General features: G+C 57.0%; 13 protein-coding genes. 5 read left to right on the plus strand and 8 right to left on the minus strand.

All coding sequences use genetic code 11. From position 1 onward, the window contains the following. Positions 1-393 precede the first annotated feature (393 nt). The 3 genes from aceB (at position 394) to aceK (ending at position 5,199) form a co-directional block, all read left to right on the plus strand. On the plus strand, positions 394-1,992 hold the full coding sequence (gene aceB, locus FCN80_RS07770) for a malate synthase A (protein ID WP_136989597.1): 1,599 nt from the start codon (positions 394-396) through the stop codon (positions 1,990-1,992). Between the two features lie 20 nt (positions 1,993-2,012). Continuing rightward, a complete protein-coding gene (gene aceA, locus FCN80_RS07775; RefSeq protein WP_136989598.1) occupies positions 2,013-3,323 on the plus strand; it encodes an isocitrate lyase in 1,311 nt (436 codons plus the stop codon). A 67-nt stretch (positions 3,324-3,390) separates the two neighbouring features. After that, on the plus strand, positions 3,391-5,199 hold the full coding sequence (gene aceK / locus FCN80_RS07780) for a bifunctional isocitrate dehydrogenase kinase/phosphatase (RefSeq protein ID WP_136989599.1): 1,809 nt from the start codon (positions 3,391-3,393) through the stop codon (positions 5,197-5,199). Here the strand turns inward: aceK and iclR are convergent. Next, positions 5,146-5,976 (minus strand): glyoxylate bypass operon transcriptional repressor IclR, encoded by an 831-nt coding sequence (gene iclR, locus FCN80_RS07785; RefSeq protein WP_136989600.1) that lies wholly within the window; start codon positions 5,974-5,976, stop codon positions 5,146-5,148. The genes aceK and iclR overlap by 54 nt on opposite strands. Before the next feature lie 289 nt (positions 5,977-6,265). On the opposite strand from iclR, the gene FCN80_RS07790 reads away from it, so the two are divergent. Then, positions 6,266-7,702: a hypothetical protein gene (locus tag FCN80_RS07790; protein WP_136989601.1), complete on the plus strand. Its 1,437-nt coding sequence runs from the start codon at positions 6,266-6,268 to the stop codon at positions 7,700-7,702. A gap of 45 nt (positions 7,703-7,747) precedes the next feature. Here FCN80_RS07790 and FCN80_RS07795 read toward each other — a convergent pair whose 3' ends face one another. The 5 genes from FCN80_RS07795 to FCN80_RS07815 are packed head-to-tail and all read right to left on the minus strand — an operon-like array spanning position 7,748 to position 12,836. Next, on the minus strand, positions 7,748-8,854 hold the full coding sequence (locus FCN80_RS07795) for an ABC transporter ATP-binding protein (RefSeq protein ID WP_136989602.1): 1,107 nt from the start codon (positions 8,852-8,854) through the stop codon (positions 7,748-7,750). A 3-nt stretch (positions 8,855-8,857) separates the two neighbouring features. After that, positions 8,858-9,808: a carbohydrate kinase family protein gene (locus tag FCN80_RS07800; protein ID WP_136989603.1), complete on the minus strand. Its 951-nt coding sequence runs from the start codon at positions 9,806-9,808 to the stop codon at positions 8,858-8,860. A 22-nt stretch (positions 9,809-9,830) separates the two neighbouring features. Next, positions 9,831-10,670 carry a carbohydrate ABC transporter permease gene (locus tag FCN80_RS07805; protein WP_136989604.1) on the minus strand — a complete coding sequence of 280 codons (840 nt, stop codon included), beginning with the start codon at positions 10,668-10,670 and terminating at the stop codon, positions 9,831-9,833. Next, on the minus strand, positions 10,667-11,569 hold the full coding sequence (locus FCN80_RS07810) for a carbohydrate ABC transporter permease (RefSeq protein ID WP_136989605.1): 903 nt from the start codon (positions 11,567-11,569) through the stop codon (positions 10,667-10,669). The genes FCN80_RS07805 and FCN80_RS07810 overlap by 4 nt, the downstream gene beginning before the upstream one ends. A 13-nt stretch (positions 11,570-11,582) precedes the next feature. Beyond that, complete coding sequence (locus FCN80_RS07815; protein ID WP_136989606.1) at positions 11,583-12,836, minus strand: extracellular solute-binding protein; 1,254 nt, start codon at positions 12,834-12,836, stop codon at positions 11,583-11,585. A gap of 363 nt (positions 12,837-13,199) precedes the next feature. On the opposite strand from FCN80_RS07815, the gene FCN80_RS07820 reads away from it, so the two are divergent. Next, positions 13,200-14,372: an ROK family transcriptional regulator gene (locus tag FCN80_RS07820; protein ID WP_136989607.1), complete on the plus strand. Its 1,173-nt coding sequence runs from the start codon at positions 13,200-13,202 to the stop codon at positions 14,370-14,372. An 11-nt stretch (positions 14,373-14,383) separates the two neighbouring features. Here FCN80_RS07820 and FCN80_RS07825 read toward each other — a convergent pair whose 3' ends face one another. Further along, positions 14,384-15,145 (minus strand): amino acid ABC transporter ATP-binding protein, encoded by a 762-nt coding sequence (locus tag FCN80_RS07825; RefSeq protein ID WP_136989608.1) that lies wholly within the window; start codon positions 15,143-15,145, stop codon positions 14,384-14,386. 8 nt (positions 15,146-15,153) lie between these two features. Next, entirely contained in the window at positions 15,154-16,266 is a 1,113-nt protein-coding gene (locus FCN80_RS07830; protein ID WP_136989609.1) for an amino acid ABC transporter permease, read from the minus strand. Positions 16,267-16,271 lie beyond the last annotated feature (5 nt).

A 16,271-nucleotide genomic window follows, 5' to 3' on the forward strand; every position in this document is an offset into this window, starting at 1 on the left:
CGAGAGTAGGGAACCGCCAGGCATCCAACAGACAAGCCCTGTACTTAGGTACAGGGCTTTTTTTATGCGCCCGACATGGGCGTACTCCCGACGGTGCAGACCCGCCCATAATGCAGACTGGTTCAGTTTTCAGTGCGCATTTCCAAGATGCCAGGCACTATTTCTGAAACACACGCCGTGATACAAGGTTTATCAGAAATAAATTCTATTATTTTATAATAAAAAAAACCTTTGAAATCATATATATGTTCATTTTAAAAGTAAAAAATGGAAATTGTTTTTGATTTTAATGTACAGATCGGATTAAGCTTGCCCGTGTTGGTTGAAAAATGATCGCATTGGCAACATCGGTTCGCTAGGCGCAGTGAAGGCCATCTGTATGGGAAAAATCACATGACGCAACAGACGATGAACAGAGAATTGACGTTTAACCAGCCTAAAGGTGAGGTTGAACAACAGATTTTGACAGACGGGGCTATCGACTTTCTCGCTGATCTGGTCGGCCGATTTACCGTGCCGCGGGATAAATTACTGGCGCAGCGGCAGGAATATCAACGCCGGATCGACGCAGGGGTATTACCGGCATTTACTCCAGAAACAGTTTCCATAAGAAGCGCGGAATGGAAGATCCGTGGTATCCCTGTTGACCTGCTGGACCGGAGGGTGGAAATCACCGGTCCGGTGGAGCGCAAAATGATCATCAATGCGCTTAATGCCAACGTAAAAGTGTTTATGGCGGATTTCGAGGACTCGCTGGCGCCAGCCTGGCGAAAGATCATGGAAGGACAGATCAATTTGCGCGATGCGGTACGGGGCGTCATCGCCTATACCAGCGACGAGGGTAAAATTTACCAACTCAAACCCGACCCCGCAGTGTTGATTTGCCGCGTCCGCGGCCTGCATATGCCGGAAAAGAATGTGACATGGCGTGGACAACCCATTCCCGGTTGCCTGCTTGATTTTGCACTGTATTTTTTCCATAACCACAGAGAATTGTTGAATAAAGGCAGCGGGCCCTACTTTTATCTTCCTAAATTACAGTCTTACCATGAAGCCGCCTGGTGGGACGAAATATTCAGCTATACGGAAGATCGTTTTGATCTGCCGCGCGGCACAATTAAAGCCACAATATTGATTGAAACGCTGCCGGCCGTTTTCCAGATGGATGAGATTCTCTACAGCATGCGCGACCATATTGTCGGCTTAAACTGTGGTCGCTGGGATTATATTTTCAGTTATATCAAAACGTTGAAAAATCACGCCGATCGCGTTTTGCCGGACAGACAATCGGTCACCATGGACCAGCCGTTTCTTGATGCCTATTCACGTTTGCTGATTCGGACCTGCCACCGGCGCGGGGCTTTCGCCATGGGCGGTATGTCGGCGTTTATTCCCGGCAAGGATGCGGCGCGTAATGCCGTGGTACAGGAAAAAGTCCGGCAGGACAAAGAACGGGAGGCCCGTAATGGACACGACGGAACCTGGATCGCCCATCCTGGGCTGGCGGATACCGTGTTGCCTATCTTCGACGCTATCTTGGCCGGGCGACAGAATCAATTGACCATTTTGAGAGAACATGACGCGCCGGTGATCGCCGCGGATTTACTGGCCCCCTGTCCGGGCGAACGTTCCGAAGCCGGCATGCGCGCTAATATCCGTGTGGCGGTGCAATACCTGGAAGCCTGGATTTCCGGCAATGGCTGTGTGCCGATTTACGGGTTAATGGAAGATGCCGCCACCGCGGAAATTTCGCGCACCTCTATCTGGCAGTGGATTCACCACGGAAAAACGCTCAACGACGGGCGCGCGGTAACCAAAGCATTGTTTCGACGGATGCTGGAAGAAGAGATGCAGGTGATTCGCCAAGAACTTGGCGACGCGCGTTTTCAGTCTGGACGTTTTGAACAAGCGGCACGATTGATGGAGCGTATCACCACACAGGACGAACTGATCGATTTTCTCACCTTATCCGGTTACGACTTGCTTGTTTAATCTTAAAAAAAGGAATCGCCATGAGCATCACCTCTCGTATTCACTCTGCGCAGCAACTTGAACAAGACTGGCAAAAACCACGGTGGGAAGGCATTGTCCGACCATATCAGGCGAAAGATGTGATCAATTTGCGAGGTTCGGTGAACCCGGCCTGTACACTGGCGCAGCGAGGCGCGGAAAGACTGTGGGATCTGTTGCACGGCGGCGCGCGAAAAGAATATGTCAACTGCCTTGGGGTACTAACCGGCGGTCAGGCGCTACAGCAAGCGAAGGCCGGAATCGAGGCGATATATCTTTCCGGCTGGCAGGTGGCGGCGGATGCCAACCTGGCCGCCGCCATGTACCCGGACCAATCGCTTTATCCGTCCAATTCCGTACCGGCGGTGGTGCAGCGCATCAATAACACGTTTCGCCGCGCGGATCAGATCCAGTGGGCGAACGGTATCGAACCGGGCGACCCGCGGTATATCGATTATTTCTTGCCGATTGTGGCGGATGCGGAAGCCGGGTTCGGCGGCGTATTGAATGCGTTCGAATTGATGAAAGCGATGATTGAGACGGGCGCGGCGGCGGTACACTTCGAGGATCAACTGGCGTCGGTGAAAAAATGCGGCCATATGGGCGGCAAGGTCTTGGTACCGACGCAGGAAGCGGTGCAAAAACTGATTGCGGCCCGGTTAGCGGCGGATGTCATGGGCGTGCCGACATTGCTGGTCGCCCGAACCGATGCGGACGCGGCGGATTTGCTGACGTCGGATTGCGATAGCCGCGATCAGCGCTTTATTACCGGCGAACGCACAGTGGAGGGTTTCTTTCGCACCCAGGCCGGCGTAGAGCAAGCCATCAGCCGCGGACTGGCTTACGCGCCTTATGCCGATCTGGTGTGGTGTGAAACGTCCACGCCGGATCTGGCGCAGGCGCGGCGTTTCGCCGAGGCCATCCATGACCGCTTCCCCGGTAAGATGCTGGCCTATAACTGTTCCCCTTCCTTCAACTGGAAGAAAAATCTGGACGATCGCACCATCGCCCGTTTCCAGGATGAATTATCGGATATGGGCTACCGATATCAGTTTATCACCCTGGCCGGCATCCACAGCATGTGGTTCAACATGTTCGATTTGGCGCACGCCTATGCGCAGGGAGAAGGCATGAAGCATTATGTTGAAAAGGTGCAGCAGCGGGAGTTCGCCGCCATGGCGCAGGGATATACTTTCTCGTCGCACCAGCAGGAAGTGGGCACCGGTTATTTTGACAAGGTAACGACCCTGATTCAGGGGGGCGCTTCTTCCGTAACGGCGTTGACCGGTTCCACGGAAGAACAGCAGTTCTGACGGCGGTGTCGGACGATGCGGCCAGGCAACGGCCGCATGGCATAAAAGCAAATACCGGGGAGTGACGATGCGCGATCGGCATCAATTAGTGGCGCAAACCATTTTGCAGGGGTTTGATGCGCAATACGGGCAATTTCTGGAGGTGACGGCCGGGGCGCAACAACGGTTCGAGCAGGCGGACTGGCAGGCGGTGCAGCAGGCCATGAAGCGGCGTATTCATCTCTATGACCATCATGTCGGCCTGGTGGTTGAACAATTATTGTGTATCACCGAACAATGCCATGAGACCGATTTTATTGTTCGGGTAAAAGAGATTTATACCGGGCTACTGCCGGATTACCCCAGGTTTGAAATTGCCGAAAGTTTTTTTAATTCCGTGTATTGCCGGCTGTTTAACCATCGGTCGCTAACGCCGGATAAATTGTTTGTTTTCAGTTCCCAACCCTCCGCGCGTTTCCATGAAGTCCCGCGTCCACTGGCGCGGGTTTACCGTCCCGACGGCGACTGGGAGGGGGTCTTGCGACACATATTGAACGCGTTGCCGTTGCGGTTGCCTTGGGAGGATCAACGACGGGATATTGATTATGTGATACGCGCGCTGCGGGAAAATTTCCCCAAACAGTGCCTGGCGAAATCGGTATTGCAAGTCGCCAATGAACTGTTTTACCGCAACAAGGCCGCCTGGCTGGTGGGGAAGCTTATTCTGCCGCAAGGGATCTTCCCGTTGTTGTTGCCGATTCACCGCAACGAGCATGGCGCGTTGTTTATCGATACCTGTCTGACCCGCTACGATGAGGCAAGCATCGTGTTCGGTTTCGCCCGTTCTTATTTTATGGTGTACGCGCCGCTGCCATCGGCATTGGTCAACTGGTTGCGGGAAATCCTGCCGGGTAAGACCACCTCAGAACTTTACCTGGCGATCGGTTGCCAGAAACACAGTAAAACCGAATATTACCGGGAATACCTGCGTTTTCTGGAACATTCCCAGGAGCAATTCGTTATCGCCCCTGGCGTAAAAGGCATGGTGATGCTGGTGTTCACACTGCCTTCTTTCGAGCGGGTGTTCAAAGTGATTAAAGACCGCTTCGCACCGGAAAAAGCCGTTGATGAAGCGCGGGTTCGCGCCTGTTATCAAATAGTGAAAGAACATGATCGCGTTGGACGCATGGCGGATACCCAGGAATATGAGAATTTTGTGCTGGAAAAATCCCGCATCAGTCCGCCGCTATTGGAGGAGTTGTGGCGCGAGGCGCCGGGAAAACTGGAGGATCTGGGCGACAGGCTGGTGATTCGTCATTTGTATATGGAACGGCGGATGACGCCGCTCAACCTTTATTTGACGCAGGTCGAGGGACGGGCATTGCATGAAGCGATTGAGGAATACGGCAATGCCATTCGGCAACTGGCGGCGGCGAATATTTTCCCCGGCGATATGCTGATGAAAAACTTTGGCGTCACTCGCCATGGCCGGGTGGTATTTTACGATTATGACGAGATTTGTTATATGACCGAGATGAATTTTCGCAATATTCCGCCGCCGCGCGATCCGGCCGACGAACTGGCGGCGGAACCTTGGTATAGCGTCGGACTTAACGACGTCTTCCCCGAGGAGTTTCGTCGTTTTTTGTGCGGCAATCGCCGTTTGTTGCGGTTGTTTGAGGAATTGCACGGCGATTTATTCCAGGCGAATTACTGGCGCGACTTACAAAAACGCATCCGCGAGGGACACGTGGAGGATGTTTTCGCTTACCGGCGAAGCCAGCGCTTTTGCCAGCGCTATGGCGGGGGCCGCCGCCAAAACGCCGACCGGTCAGAACGTCTGTTAACCCATGCCGCCATAGGCAAGGGTGATCTCTTTCGCGGCCCGGATCACTAGCGCGCCGAGTTCCGTCACGCGCACGTCGTTGATGCGCGATACCGGGCCGGAAATGGATATGGCCGCCACCGCGTCGTGGTGTTCGTCGAAAATGCACGCCGCCACGCAGCGCAACCCCAACGCGTGTTCTTCATCGTCAAAGGCATAGCCCTGGCGGCGAATTTGCGCCAGATTCTCTTTTAGCGTCCGGGTATTGAGCGTCTGCGGCGTATAGCTTTGCAGCCCTTTGTGATGCAGCAGTTGCGAGACTTTGTCATCCGTCAGCGCGGCCAGCAAGGCCTTACCGGCGCCGGAGGCGTGCATGGGCAGTTTACCGCCAATGGGCGCGGACATGCGCATCAGCGCGTTACACTGCACCTGGTCAATGATAATCGCCTGATAATCCGATTGATCCAACACCGCCATATTGACGGTTTCCCCGGAGCTTTCCATGAGCTTTCGCAGTATCGGATGCACCATGGCCAGCAGATTCCGGCTTTGCAGAAAGCTGGCGCCGACGATAAAGGCTTGCGTGCCGATGCTCCATAACCCCAGATCGCCCACCTGGCGCACAAACCCCTGCTGTTGCATCGTCGTCAGTAGACGGTGCGTGGTGGAATTGGGCAGCCCAGCCTGTTGCGCCAGTTCAGTCAGCGCGATGCTGCCGTTGGCATGGGCTATGTATTCAAGCAACGTCAGGCCGCGGGTTAGCGATTGGATCTGCCCGGCGGGCGTCGCGGTAACGGAAGTGGCGGCGCGGGGTTTTTTGCCGCGTTTGATGATGTCGGGAGAAACCATGGCGAACATTCCTTTTTCATATCATGGAAACGATTTTCGTTTTTTTGGCGGCGAATGCAAATGCTTTCGCAAGGACACGGAGAAAAGAGTGGCAAACGATCGGAATGCCTCTCGATCGCCATAATGCCGGCGATTTTCGCGGCCCTGGTTCGGGCGAAGGGGCGTTGGGGCGGCAATAGGGATTCTGGCGGCAGGAAAACCCCCCGCTATCGCCTTGGAATCGTCAGTTTCTGAAAGCCATAGGTATCACTTCTGATTATTGTAAATCACATTATCAGGAGGTACCCCTATGCCCAACATAATTGCCACCGTCTCAAGGGAAAACACCGCGTCCGCCGCCGCGTCCGTGGCGCAACACAATAAAGGACCGCGTCCGCAGGCCGTTCATAATAGCCCGCAAACCTGTCGCCGCGTCGGCGCGCATGCCGGTATCCCGGGTTCGCCGGCACGGGGGGACGACATGCTGTCCAGGCCGGTTCCGATCGATTCGGGCGGCCCGCGAGATAGTTTGGTCTCTTCCCGTCTTTCGCCACAGAACACGGCATTGCCTGGACGAAACCACGGGGCGTGCCGGACAATGCCGATATCGGCCCCGCAAGCGGGGGATGCTGTCGCGGGGGGACGGACTACGGCCGATGCCGGCCCGATCAAACCGGTTATGGCCGACGCTCCCCGTCCCGCCTGTCAAGCGACACGGATGAAAACCGTTATGCAGGTCGCGGTGAAAACCGCCGCTCTGGCCGTGGCCGTCACCGCCGTGCTGATGCCGATAGCCGCCATGTTCGGCATCCCGGTGGGCATGCTGTCGCTCGTTCAAATGCTGGCTGTGGGGGTGGGGATCGCGGCGGGCGTTTATACCGTCGCTGGGCCGGACAGATTTGCCCTGCTCATGGACAAAATCTTGCCGAAAACCTCAACGCACACGCAATCGATCGCCGGCGCTTCGGTTGGGCTGGTCTCGGCCGGCGTCTACCGTGCGTCGGGGAGAGGGAAAGCCATTGCCTCCGTGGCGGGGTATTATTCCGTCAAAAAAGCCGCCAGCCTGGCTGGCTTCGGCGATAGCGGCGCGGCCGGCTTGGCCGGCGCCAATGCCGCCGGCGCCGCTATCGGCACGGTGGATAGACTGGCCGGTGGCAAAGCCAATATGGCGATCCACACCGGCGCGGCGGTCGGCGGCGTCATCGGCGGCTGGGCGCTGGGTCGGGTTGACGGCAGCGCGCGGGTCGGCGAGACGGCGGGCGCCGGGGCGTATTATGGCGCGGGCTGGGGTAAACGCCTTGATGATTACGCCGCGGCGATCATCGCCAATCCCTGGCGGCTATTTTTGGGCAATGCTGAATCGCAGGATCGTCGCGCAGACAGCCTGTTTATGACACGGATGCCGATGGCGTCGTCGATTGCCGGCGATGATGGCGGGGAGCCGGCGCGGTATCACCGTTATCCGGCCTTTACCGACCTGGCCCATGGGCAAGCGGCCCCGCGATGGACGTCCGGCAGGGCGGAAAAGATTGCCGCGATGACGGGTGGGGTAAGCGGCGGCCTCTATGCCGCGGCGGATATCCATTGCGGCGGCAACCTCTCGCAAACCGCCGGGGCGGCAGGCGTTGCTTATCACACCCTGTCATTCGGCAAACTGGTGCTTGCCGCCCGCAATTATCTTAATGATTGCGCCGTCTTTGCCGAACAAGGGCAACGGCGATTCGCTTTGGTCGATAACATCGACTGAGCCTCCCCGCCGACAGCGGCGCATACTTGCGCGGCCGGCACAGACTTAAGTGCCGGCATGCGTCTCTTCCAGTCGCCGGCCGCTGGCGGCATCGAAAAGATGCAGGCCCCGCGGTTTGACTTCCAACGATATCCGCTGACCCGGCAAGCCGGGCAGACGGCCGGCAAATTGGACATGCAGCGGAAATTCCCCCCAATCCACATGTAATAGGCTGGTTTCGCCAGTGATTTCCTGAAGCCGCAAGGTCGCGGCGGGCAGCGTCCCCTCATTGCCGTCGACATACTGAAAATCATGGGGGCGAATGCCCAAAGTAATCGGTTTGTCGCCCTGCCGCCGGGCGGCGGCATGCCATTTATCGGCCAGGGGAAACCACAAGGGTCCGCATAAGACGCCGGGCCGGCCTTCGCGCGCGGTACAAACGCCCGGCAACAGGTTCATGGGGGGCGAGCCGATGAATCGCGCCACAAAAGTATCGACCGGCCGATCGTAAATAGCCAGCGGCTCCCCTTGCTGAATGATGGCGCCGTCTTTCATGACCACAATTTGATCCGCCAGCGTCATGGCTTCAATCTGATCGTGCGTGACGTATATCGTGGTGGTTTTGAACCGTTGGTGAAGGGATTTGATCTCAGCGCGCAGCTCCATGCGCAACTGGGCGTCCAGGTTGGATAAGGGTTCATCGAAAAGAAATACCCGGGGGTTGCGCACCATGGCCCGACCCATGGCCACCCGTTGCCGTTGACCGCCGGACAGGGCTTTCGGCAAGCGTTGCAAGAGACGTTCGATCCCGAGCATCTTGGCGATTTGCTGCACCTTGGCCTGCTGTTCCAGGCGGGGCACCTTTTTGACCTGCATGTGAAACGCCAGGTTTTCCGCCACGGTCAAGTGCGGGTAAAGCGCATAACTTTGAAATACCATCGCGATATCCCGATCGGCGGGATCCAGATTATTGATTTGCTGGCGATCGATAAAGATATCCCCCTGCGAAACGGTGTCCAGACCCGCCAGCAATCGCAATAACGTGGATTTTCCGCAGCCGGAAGGACCGACCAAAACGGTAAAGCTGCCGTCCGGGATGGTTAAATCCAGCGGTTTTAATACGGAATGTTTGCCATAACGCTTGGCTACATTAATCAGTTCGACGCTCGCCATGGCTTATTCCTCGCCGGTATAGGATTGAAGAGCGGCGCGATCCGGATAGCGGCGCGGCGAACTGCTAATAGCCTGTCCCGCGACCCGGATGCCCCAGTACAACGCCTGCCGCCGGTTATGGCCATATAACAGGGCGCTTAAAAAACCGGCATTGAAACTGTCGCCGGCGCCGATGGTATCAATGACTGTCACCGGTTCCGCCGCGCGGACGATAACTTCCTGGTTATCCACCAGCATGGCGCCTTCTCGCCCGCGCTTAATGACGCAAGCGCCGTCGGGCGCCAGTTGCTCGGCCAGACGGCGGCCACCGATCTTGAGGTCCGGGTTGTCGGCCAGGCCCTGAGTCTCCACCTCGTTCAGGAGTAAATAATCGCAATATTTAAGCCAACCGGCGATACGACGCCGTATATCTCTGTTCCAGCCCTGCGGCGGCCAACCGGTATCCACCGCCACGGCAAAACCCCGCTGCCGCAGCGCGGCCAGCAAATCGGCATAATCCTCGAACAGGCGCAGGCATAAAAAGGTTCCGCACAGCAAAACCCGGTCTCCCGGCGTCGCTTTTTCAGGCAACTGCCGCAGGACATCCTGTTGCGACAGGCGGACGATATGCCCCTGGTTGCTGAAAAACGTCCGTTCATTATCCGGATGGGTGATGCCGACTGTGAGGGAGGTCTCGCAGTCATAACGCGGCCAGTGGGGCGCGCTATCGGCAAAATGCTTTGCCAGCCAGCCGGAAAAGTGATCATTGCCCTGATTGGCTACCGCGCGGTGGGGCGTTCCCAGCGCCGCCAGCGCCAAGACGCAGTTGCCCGCCGAGCCGCCGGGACGCAGCGCGCTGTAGTCCAGCATCGCCTCGGTGCCGCGGGCCGGCCATTGCCTGAGCGTTCCCATGATAAGATCGATATTGATATTACCCGCCACATATAGCGTGGCGGTGGAGGAAGTCGTCGTCATAGTATCGAATACTTGTGGTTGATTAACCCTTGCTACCGCCGCTGGTGAGACCGCTCACCAGGAATTTTTGCAGCCAGATCGCAATAATCAGTGGCGGAATGGAAGCCAAAATGCCGACCGCGGCGATAAGTCCGTCGTCCGTGGCGCGCCCGGCGGTAAAACCGGCGATGGTCACCGGCAAGGTCTGGGCCTGGATATTATTGGTAAATAACAGCGCGTAGAAAAATTCATCCCAGGCCAGCAGCCAGCCGAACACGGTTGAGGCGGCGAGCGAGGGTTTGCCCAGCGGTAACGTAATGCGCAGCAAAACCTGCCAGAATCGCAGACCATCCAGACGGGCCGCCTGTTCGATATCCCGTGGCAAAGCGTCGAACTGGTTTTTCAGCATCCAGGTGAGAAACGGCAGTATCAGCGAACAATACACCAAAATCAGGCCCAGATGGGTATTGAGCAGTCCCAGCCATTGCAGGATGAAGTACAGCGGCAGGACGAAGGCTACCGGCGGGACCATATAAATGGCCAGGCTGGCGGTTAGCCAGCCACCGCGCCCCGGATAGCGCGAAAAACCGAATGCCGCCGGTATCGCCAGCAGCAAGGAAATCAAAGTGGCGCCGGTGGCGGTCAGGATGCTATTGGCCAGCGCGTGCAAAAACAACTCGCCCGGTTGTCCTGGCGCCAGCGACAGCAAACGGCCGTAGCGGCTGAAATCCCATTGCCGCGGTAGCCACTCCAGCGGAACCCTGGCCAGATCCGCCGAGGAGCTGACGCTCATTAAAAACAGCCAACCCAGTGGCGCCACAATGGTTGTCGCCAGGACTAACGCCGCGAGATAACGCAGCAAGGTGTGGATGTGGCGTTTCATTGCCAAACCTCCCGCCGGCGCTGGCGCGCCAGCATCAGCATATAGACGACGATCAGTATGCCGCACAACAGGGTCATCAAAATGGCATAGGCGGCGCCGCTGCCGGCGCGCAAATAGCTAAACGATTCCTGGTAGACGAAAAAGCTCAGCGTCTTGGTGCTATCCACCGGCCCGCCGCGGGTCATGACATAAATGATATCGAAAATCTTGAAGGCATCGATGGTACGCAGCACCAGCGCCACGCCCAGCGGACCGAGGATCGCCGGCAGGGTGATGGCGCGAAACCGCCGCCAGGCGGACGCGCCGTCGATACGGGCGGCTTCGAACAAATCATCCGGAATGGTTTGCAATGCGGCCAGCGTCAAGAGCGTCACCAGCGGATAGTTTTTCCAGATATCGGCCGCCATCACGGCGTTTATGGCCGAATCGGGCGAGCCCAGCCAACTGCGGTAATGACTGATAAGGCCGAGTTGGGTCAGCAAGGCATTGACGCTGCCGTAATCCGGATTGAAATTAAGCCGCCACATCATGGCGTTGACGATGGTCGGCAATGCCCAGGGCAGTATCACCAGTACCCGCAATAGGCCGCGGCCGTGGAATTTCTGGTTTAGCAATAGCGCCACCAACACGCCGATGACCCCCTCGCAGGCCACCGACACCACGGTGAAATATAACGTGCGCGCCAAAGCGGCCAAAAAATCGGGGTCGGTCAGGGCATAGACATAATTATCAAAACCGACCGGCCGCGGCGGCGTCCCTCCGCCTATCAGCGCGGCGTCGGTGAAACTGAGCCACAGGGTTCGGGCCAGCGGCCAGGCGGTCAGTAAAAACATCATCAGCAGCATGGGCGCCAGCAGTACCCATGCCTGACGACGCTCGCGTTGCGGCAAACTGAGCATAACGGGGCAATCCTTAACGCAGACGATCGGCCGCCTTGGTCGCCGCCTGCATACCGGCCTCCGGCGTGACCTGGTTTTGCAGTACCTGTTGCAGATCCTGTTGCAGGATATTGGACAGGCGTGAATATTCATCGGTCGCCGGACGCGACAGCATAACGTTCAGCGATTGTTTCGCTGCGGCGATAAGCGGTTCTTGCCCCTGCTGTACCGCGGGATCGTCGTAAGACGATTTCCAGATGGGCAGACTCAGGCGGGCATATTTGTCCTGCACCGGCTGGGAGGTCATATAGGTGATATATTGCCAGGCCTGTTCCGGATGCTGGCTGCCTTTGGCGATACCGAGACCCATTGAGCCGTTGACCGCCGAGACGTCGCCCGGCGTGGATCCGGGCGCCGGGATGATGCCCACCTCGCCCGCCACTTTACTCTGCTTCGGGTCGTTGGCCATGTTATACATATAGGTCCAGTTCAAGGCGAAGGCCGCGTCGCCGTTGGAAAAGGCTTTGCGGACGTCCTCTTCCAGGTATTCACGCGAATTGGGGTTGGTCAGGCCCTTATCCAAGGTATCCTTCATGTAATTGACGGCCTGCATTGAACCGGGATTGGTGAAGTTGAATTTGCCGTGTTCGCTAAACCCCCCTTTGAACGCCGAAACCAGCGTGGTGTAATCGCAAATAAGGGCTTCGGCCTGCGACCAACTCCATACCAATGGGTATTTGACGATACCTTTTTGTTTCAGAATTTCCGATTGCTGTTCCACCTGTTGCCAGGTCTGCGGCGGGGCGGTGATGCCGGCCTTGTTTAACATGGCCTTGTTGTAATAGAGATATTTGGTGTCGAGAATCCAGGGCATGCCCCAGATTTTGTCTTTATAGGTCACGGTGCTCATGGCCCCGGAAAAAATTTTCTTACTGTCTTGCGGGTTGATCCGCGCGGTGACATCTTGCAACAGACCGAATTTATAAAACTCGGCGGGCCAGATGGCATCGAACAATACCACATCATAGCCGTTGCCGCCGGCCCCCCTGGCCGCGACAATCTTGTCGTGCAGGGCTTCATAGGGCACAAATTCAAGATTAACGTCGATATCGGGGTGCTGTTTAGTGAAATCGGCCGTCATGGCGCGGATATCGTTTTCGCTGTATGCGGCCTGGGTCATAAACAAGGCGTTGATTTGCGTTTTCGCCAGGGCTTGCGCCGATAGCCCCAGCGAGAGGACCGACAAGGCGCAAAAGGTCAGGGCAGGGCACAATCTCTTTATCTTCATGACTCTCTCCGGGAACAGTAATGATGGGGGTTGGGGCAATCATTAAATCAATTTGATTGCTTTAATAGCCGGACACAACCGCCGCGCTTCCATCTTGTGACGGCTATCGCGATGTCGTCTCTCTCTCGCAGGGGGCTATTGCGGTAATCATGTGCAATTGCCATGCCGAAAACGGCCATTTGGGTTTATTAAATCAAATTGATTGCTAAATAATGCCTATCCTGCAAAATGCAATGAGGCGGCATTAACCCTTATCCGCCGGCGCCGTGACCGCGCGCCGTCAATAAACAGGCGGTTGGCGGGGTGACGAGTCAAGGGCATCGTTGCATACTGGCAACAAACCAGCGGCAATTTAGGAAGTGAATGAAGAATTCAGGCACGAATCTGGAACATGCCAGAGCGCATAACAGGCGGGTAATCATTGAGGCCATCCGGCTAAAAGGCGAGCTGACGCGGGCGGAACTGGCGCGATTAACCGCGCTGACGCCGCAGACCGTTTCCAATATTGTCGCCGAGCTACAGCAGGCCGGGATCCTCTCCTCGCACCTGCCGCGCCATATCGGCGGGCGCGGCCAACCGGCGGTGCCCATCACCTTAAATCCCGATAGCGCCTATTCCATCGGCATCCATCTTGATCACCAGACTTTGCTGATGGTGCTGGTGGATCTGACCGGTCATGTGCGCTTCCGGCGCCTTTGTTTGGTGCATAAGCCCCAACCGGGTGCGACGCTTGCGTTAATTGAGCAATTGCTGGGGGAAATGAAACAGCGCATGTCCATCGACTGGCGCAAATTACTGGGCATCGGGGTGGTCATGCCGGGACCTTTTGGCGTCGAGGGTATTTCGTCCCAAGGGCCGACGACCTTGCATGGCTGGGAGGAAGTGGATGTGGCGGCGGAATTGTCCCGCGCCAGCGGGTTGCCCGTGACGCTGGAAAACGACGCTACCGTGGCGGCCATTGGCGAACGCTTTCACGGCGTGGCCAAGCAGCTGGATTCCTTTATTTATCTTTATATCGGCGCCGGCCTGGGAGCGGGTATTTTCACCCGCGGGCATATCTACACCGGTCATGCCCACAACGCCGGCGAAGTCGGCCATATGGTGGTACGGCCGGGAGGTAGGCCTTGCGCCTGCGGCAATCAGGGGTGCCTTGAGCGGTATCTTTCGTTACAGGCCGCCTATGAGACCTGCGGTCTTAATCCGATGACGGCCATGCCCGAGGATTTGCTTTTGGTAGAAGCGTCCGTGTTCGACCGCTTTGTCGAATCGGCGTTGCCGGCCGCCCGTCAGGGGATCAATATTCTCGAATGCCTGTTTGATGCGGAGACGGTGATCATCGGCGGTTTAATGCCGCATCCGCTGGTGGAAAAGATCGTCCGGCGCCTGTCGCCGCTGCTGCGCTCGGTGCGCAGTATGTATCCGGACGATTATCGTGTCAGGATCGGTATGACCGGCACGGATACCGCCGCCCTGGGGGCGGCGGCATTGCCGATTTTCGATGAGTTCAATCCGCAGTATGACGTGCTGTTGAAATAACGCGTCACGGTTTAATGCAGGATTTGCGACAGGAACGCGCGGGTACGCTCGGACTTTGGCTGGGTGAAGAAGGCGTCCGGCGACGCTTCCTCGACAATCTCCCCGCGGTCCATGAAAATGACCCGATCGGCCACCGTCCGGGCGAAGCCCATTTCGTGGGTGACGCATAACATGGTCATTCCGTCGTTGGCCAGGCTTATCATGGTATCCAGCACTTCTTTGACCATTTCCGGATCCAAAGCCGAAGTGGGTTCGTCGAACAGCATGATTTTGGGTTTCATGCACAGCGAGCGGGCAATAGCCACCCGTTGCTGCTGGCCGCCGGATAACTGGCCCGGAAATTTGTGGGCATGCTCGGCGATCCGCACCCGTTCCAGAAAATGCATCGCCAGTTCCTCCGCCTCCTTGCGCGCCATTTTCCTGACCCATATGGGCGCCAGGGTACAGTTCTGCATGACGGTCAAATGGGGAAACAGATTGAAATGCTGGAATACCATGCCCACTTCCGCCCGCACCCGCTCAATATTGCGCAGATCGTCGTCCAGCAGAGTGCCGTCCACCACGATGGTGCCGCGCTGATGCTCCTCGAGGTGGTTGATGCAACGGATGGTGGTGGATTTGCCGGAGCCGGACGGACCGCACAGGACGATGCGCTCGCCGGCCTTCACCTGTAAATTGATGTCTTTCAGGACATGGAACTGGCCATACCATTTGTTGACGTTTTCCAGCGTAATCATCAATTGTTCTGCCGGGGTGGCGTTATTGTCGCTCATATTTCACCTCAATGCTTTAAAGAATGCCCGGTATGGAAACGTCTTTCCAAATGCTGGCTATAGCGGGACATGCCGAAACAGAAAATCCAGTAGACAAGGGCGGCGAAGACATAACCCTCCGTCGACATTCCGAGCCAGGCCGGATCGACAGTGGCTTGCTGAACGCTGCTGAACAAATCGAACAAACCGATGATGACCACCAGGCTGGTATCTTTGAACAGCTCGATAATGGTATTGACCAGGTTGGGGATGACGATTTTCAATGCCTGGGGCAGGATCACCAGCGCCTGGGTCTTCCAATAGCCGAGCGCCAGGGATTCGGCCGCCTCGTACTGGCCCTTGGGCAACGCCTGCAGACCGCCGCGCACCACCTCCGCCACATAGGCGGACTGAAACAGGATAACGCCGACCAGCGCGCGGATCAGTTTATCGATATTGGTGCCTTCCGAGAGAAACAGCGGCAACATCACGGACGACATAAACAGCACGGTGATAAGCGGCACGCCGCGCCATAATTCAATGAAGATAATGGAGAACCATTTTACCACCGGCATCTTCGAACGACGGCCCAGCGCCAGCAGTATGCCCAGCGGCAATGCGCCGCTAATACCCACCGATGAGATAATCAGCGTCAGCGTCAGCCCGCCCCATTGCCGGGTTTCCACCCGCGACAAGCCCAAAAAGCCGCCGTAAAGCATCACCCAGGTAAAGAGGGGGAAGGCGATGACCCAGCAGGCGATATAGCGTCCGCGCCGGGGCATGGCGCGCCAGAAGAAGGGCCAGGCGGTCAGTAGCAAAACCACCAGCACGGTATTGATACGCCAGCGCTGTCCCATGGGGTACAGACCGTACATAAATTGCCCGAACCGGGCATGGATAAAGACCCAACAGGCCCCGTCCCGGGTACAGTCGGCACGGGTGGCGCCCGTCCAGTTGGCCTGGAATACCAGCCAGTTGAGCAACGGCGGGATACAAACCCACAACAGCCAGAGGCACAAAAGCGTCACGATACTGTTGGTCACGTTGGAAAACAGGTTTTGCCTCACCCAGGTCAAGGCCAACGCCAGCCGGCTGCGGGATGCGGTCGCTACGGGTTCGTTATGAGATAAAGTCATGGTCATGGATT

This window comes from Martelella alba, from assembly GCF_005217455.1.
Taxonomy (GTDB): domain Bacteria; phylum Pseudomonadota; class Gammaproteobacteria; order Enterobacterales; family Enterobacteriaceae; genus Acerihabitans.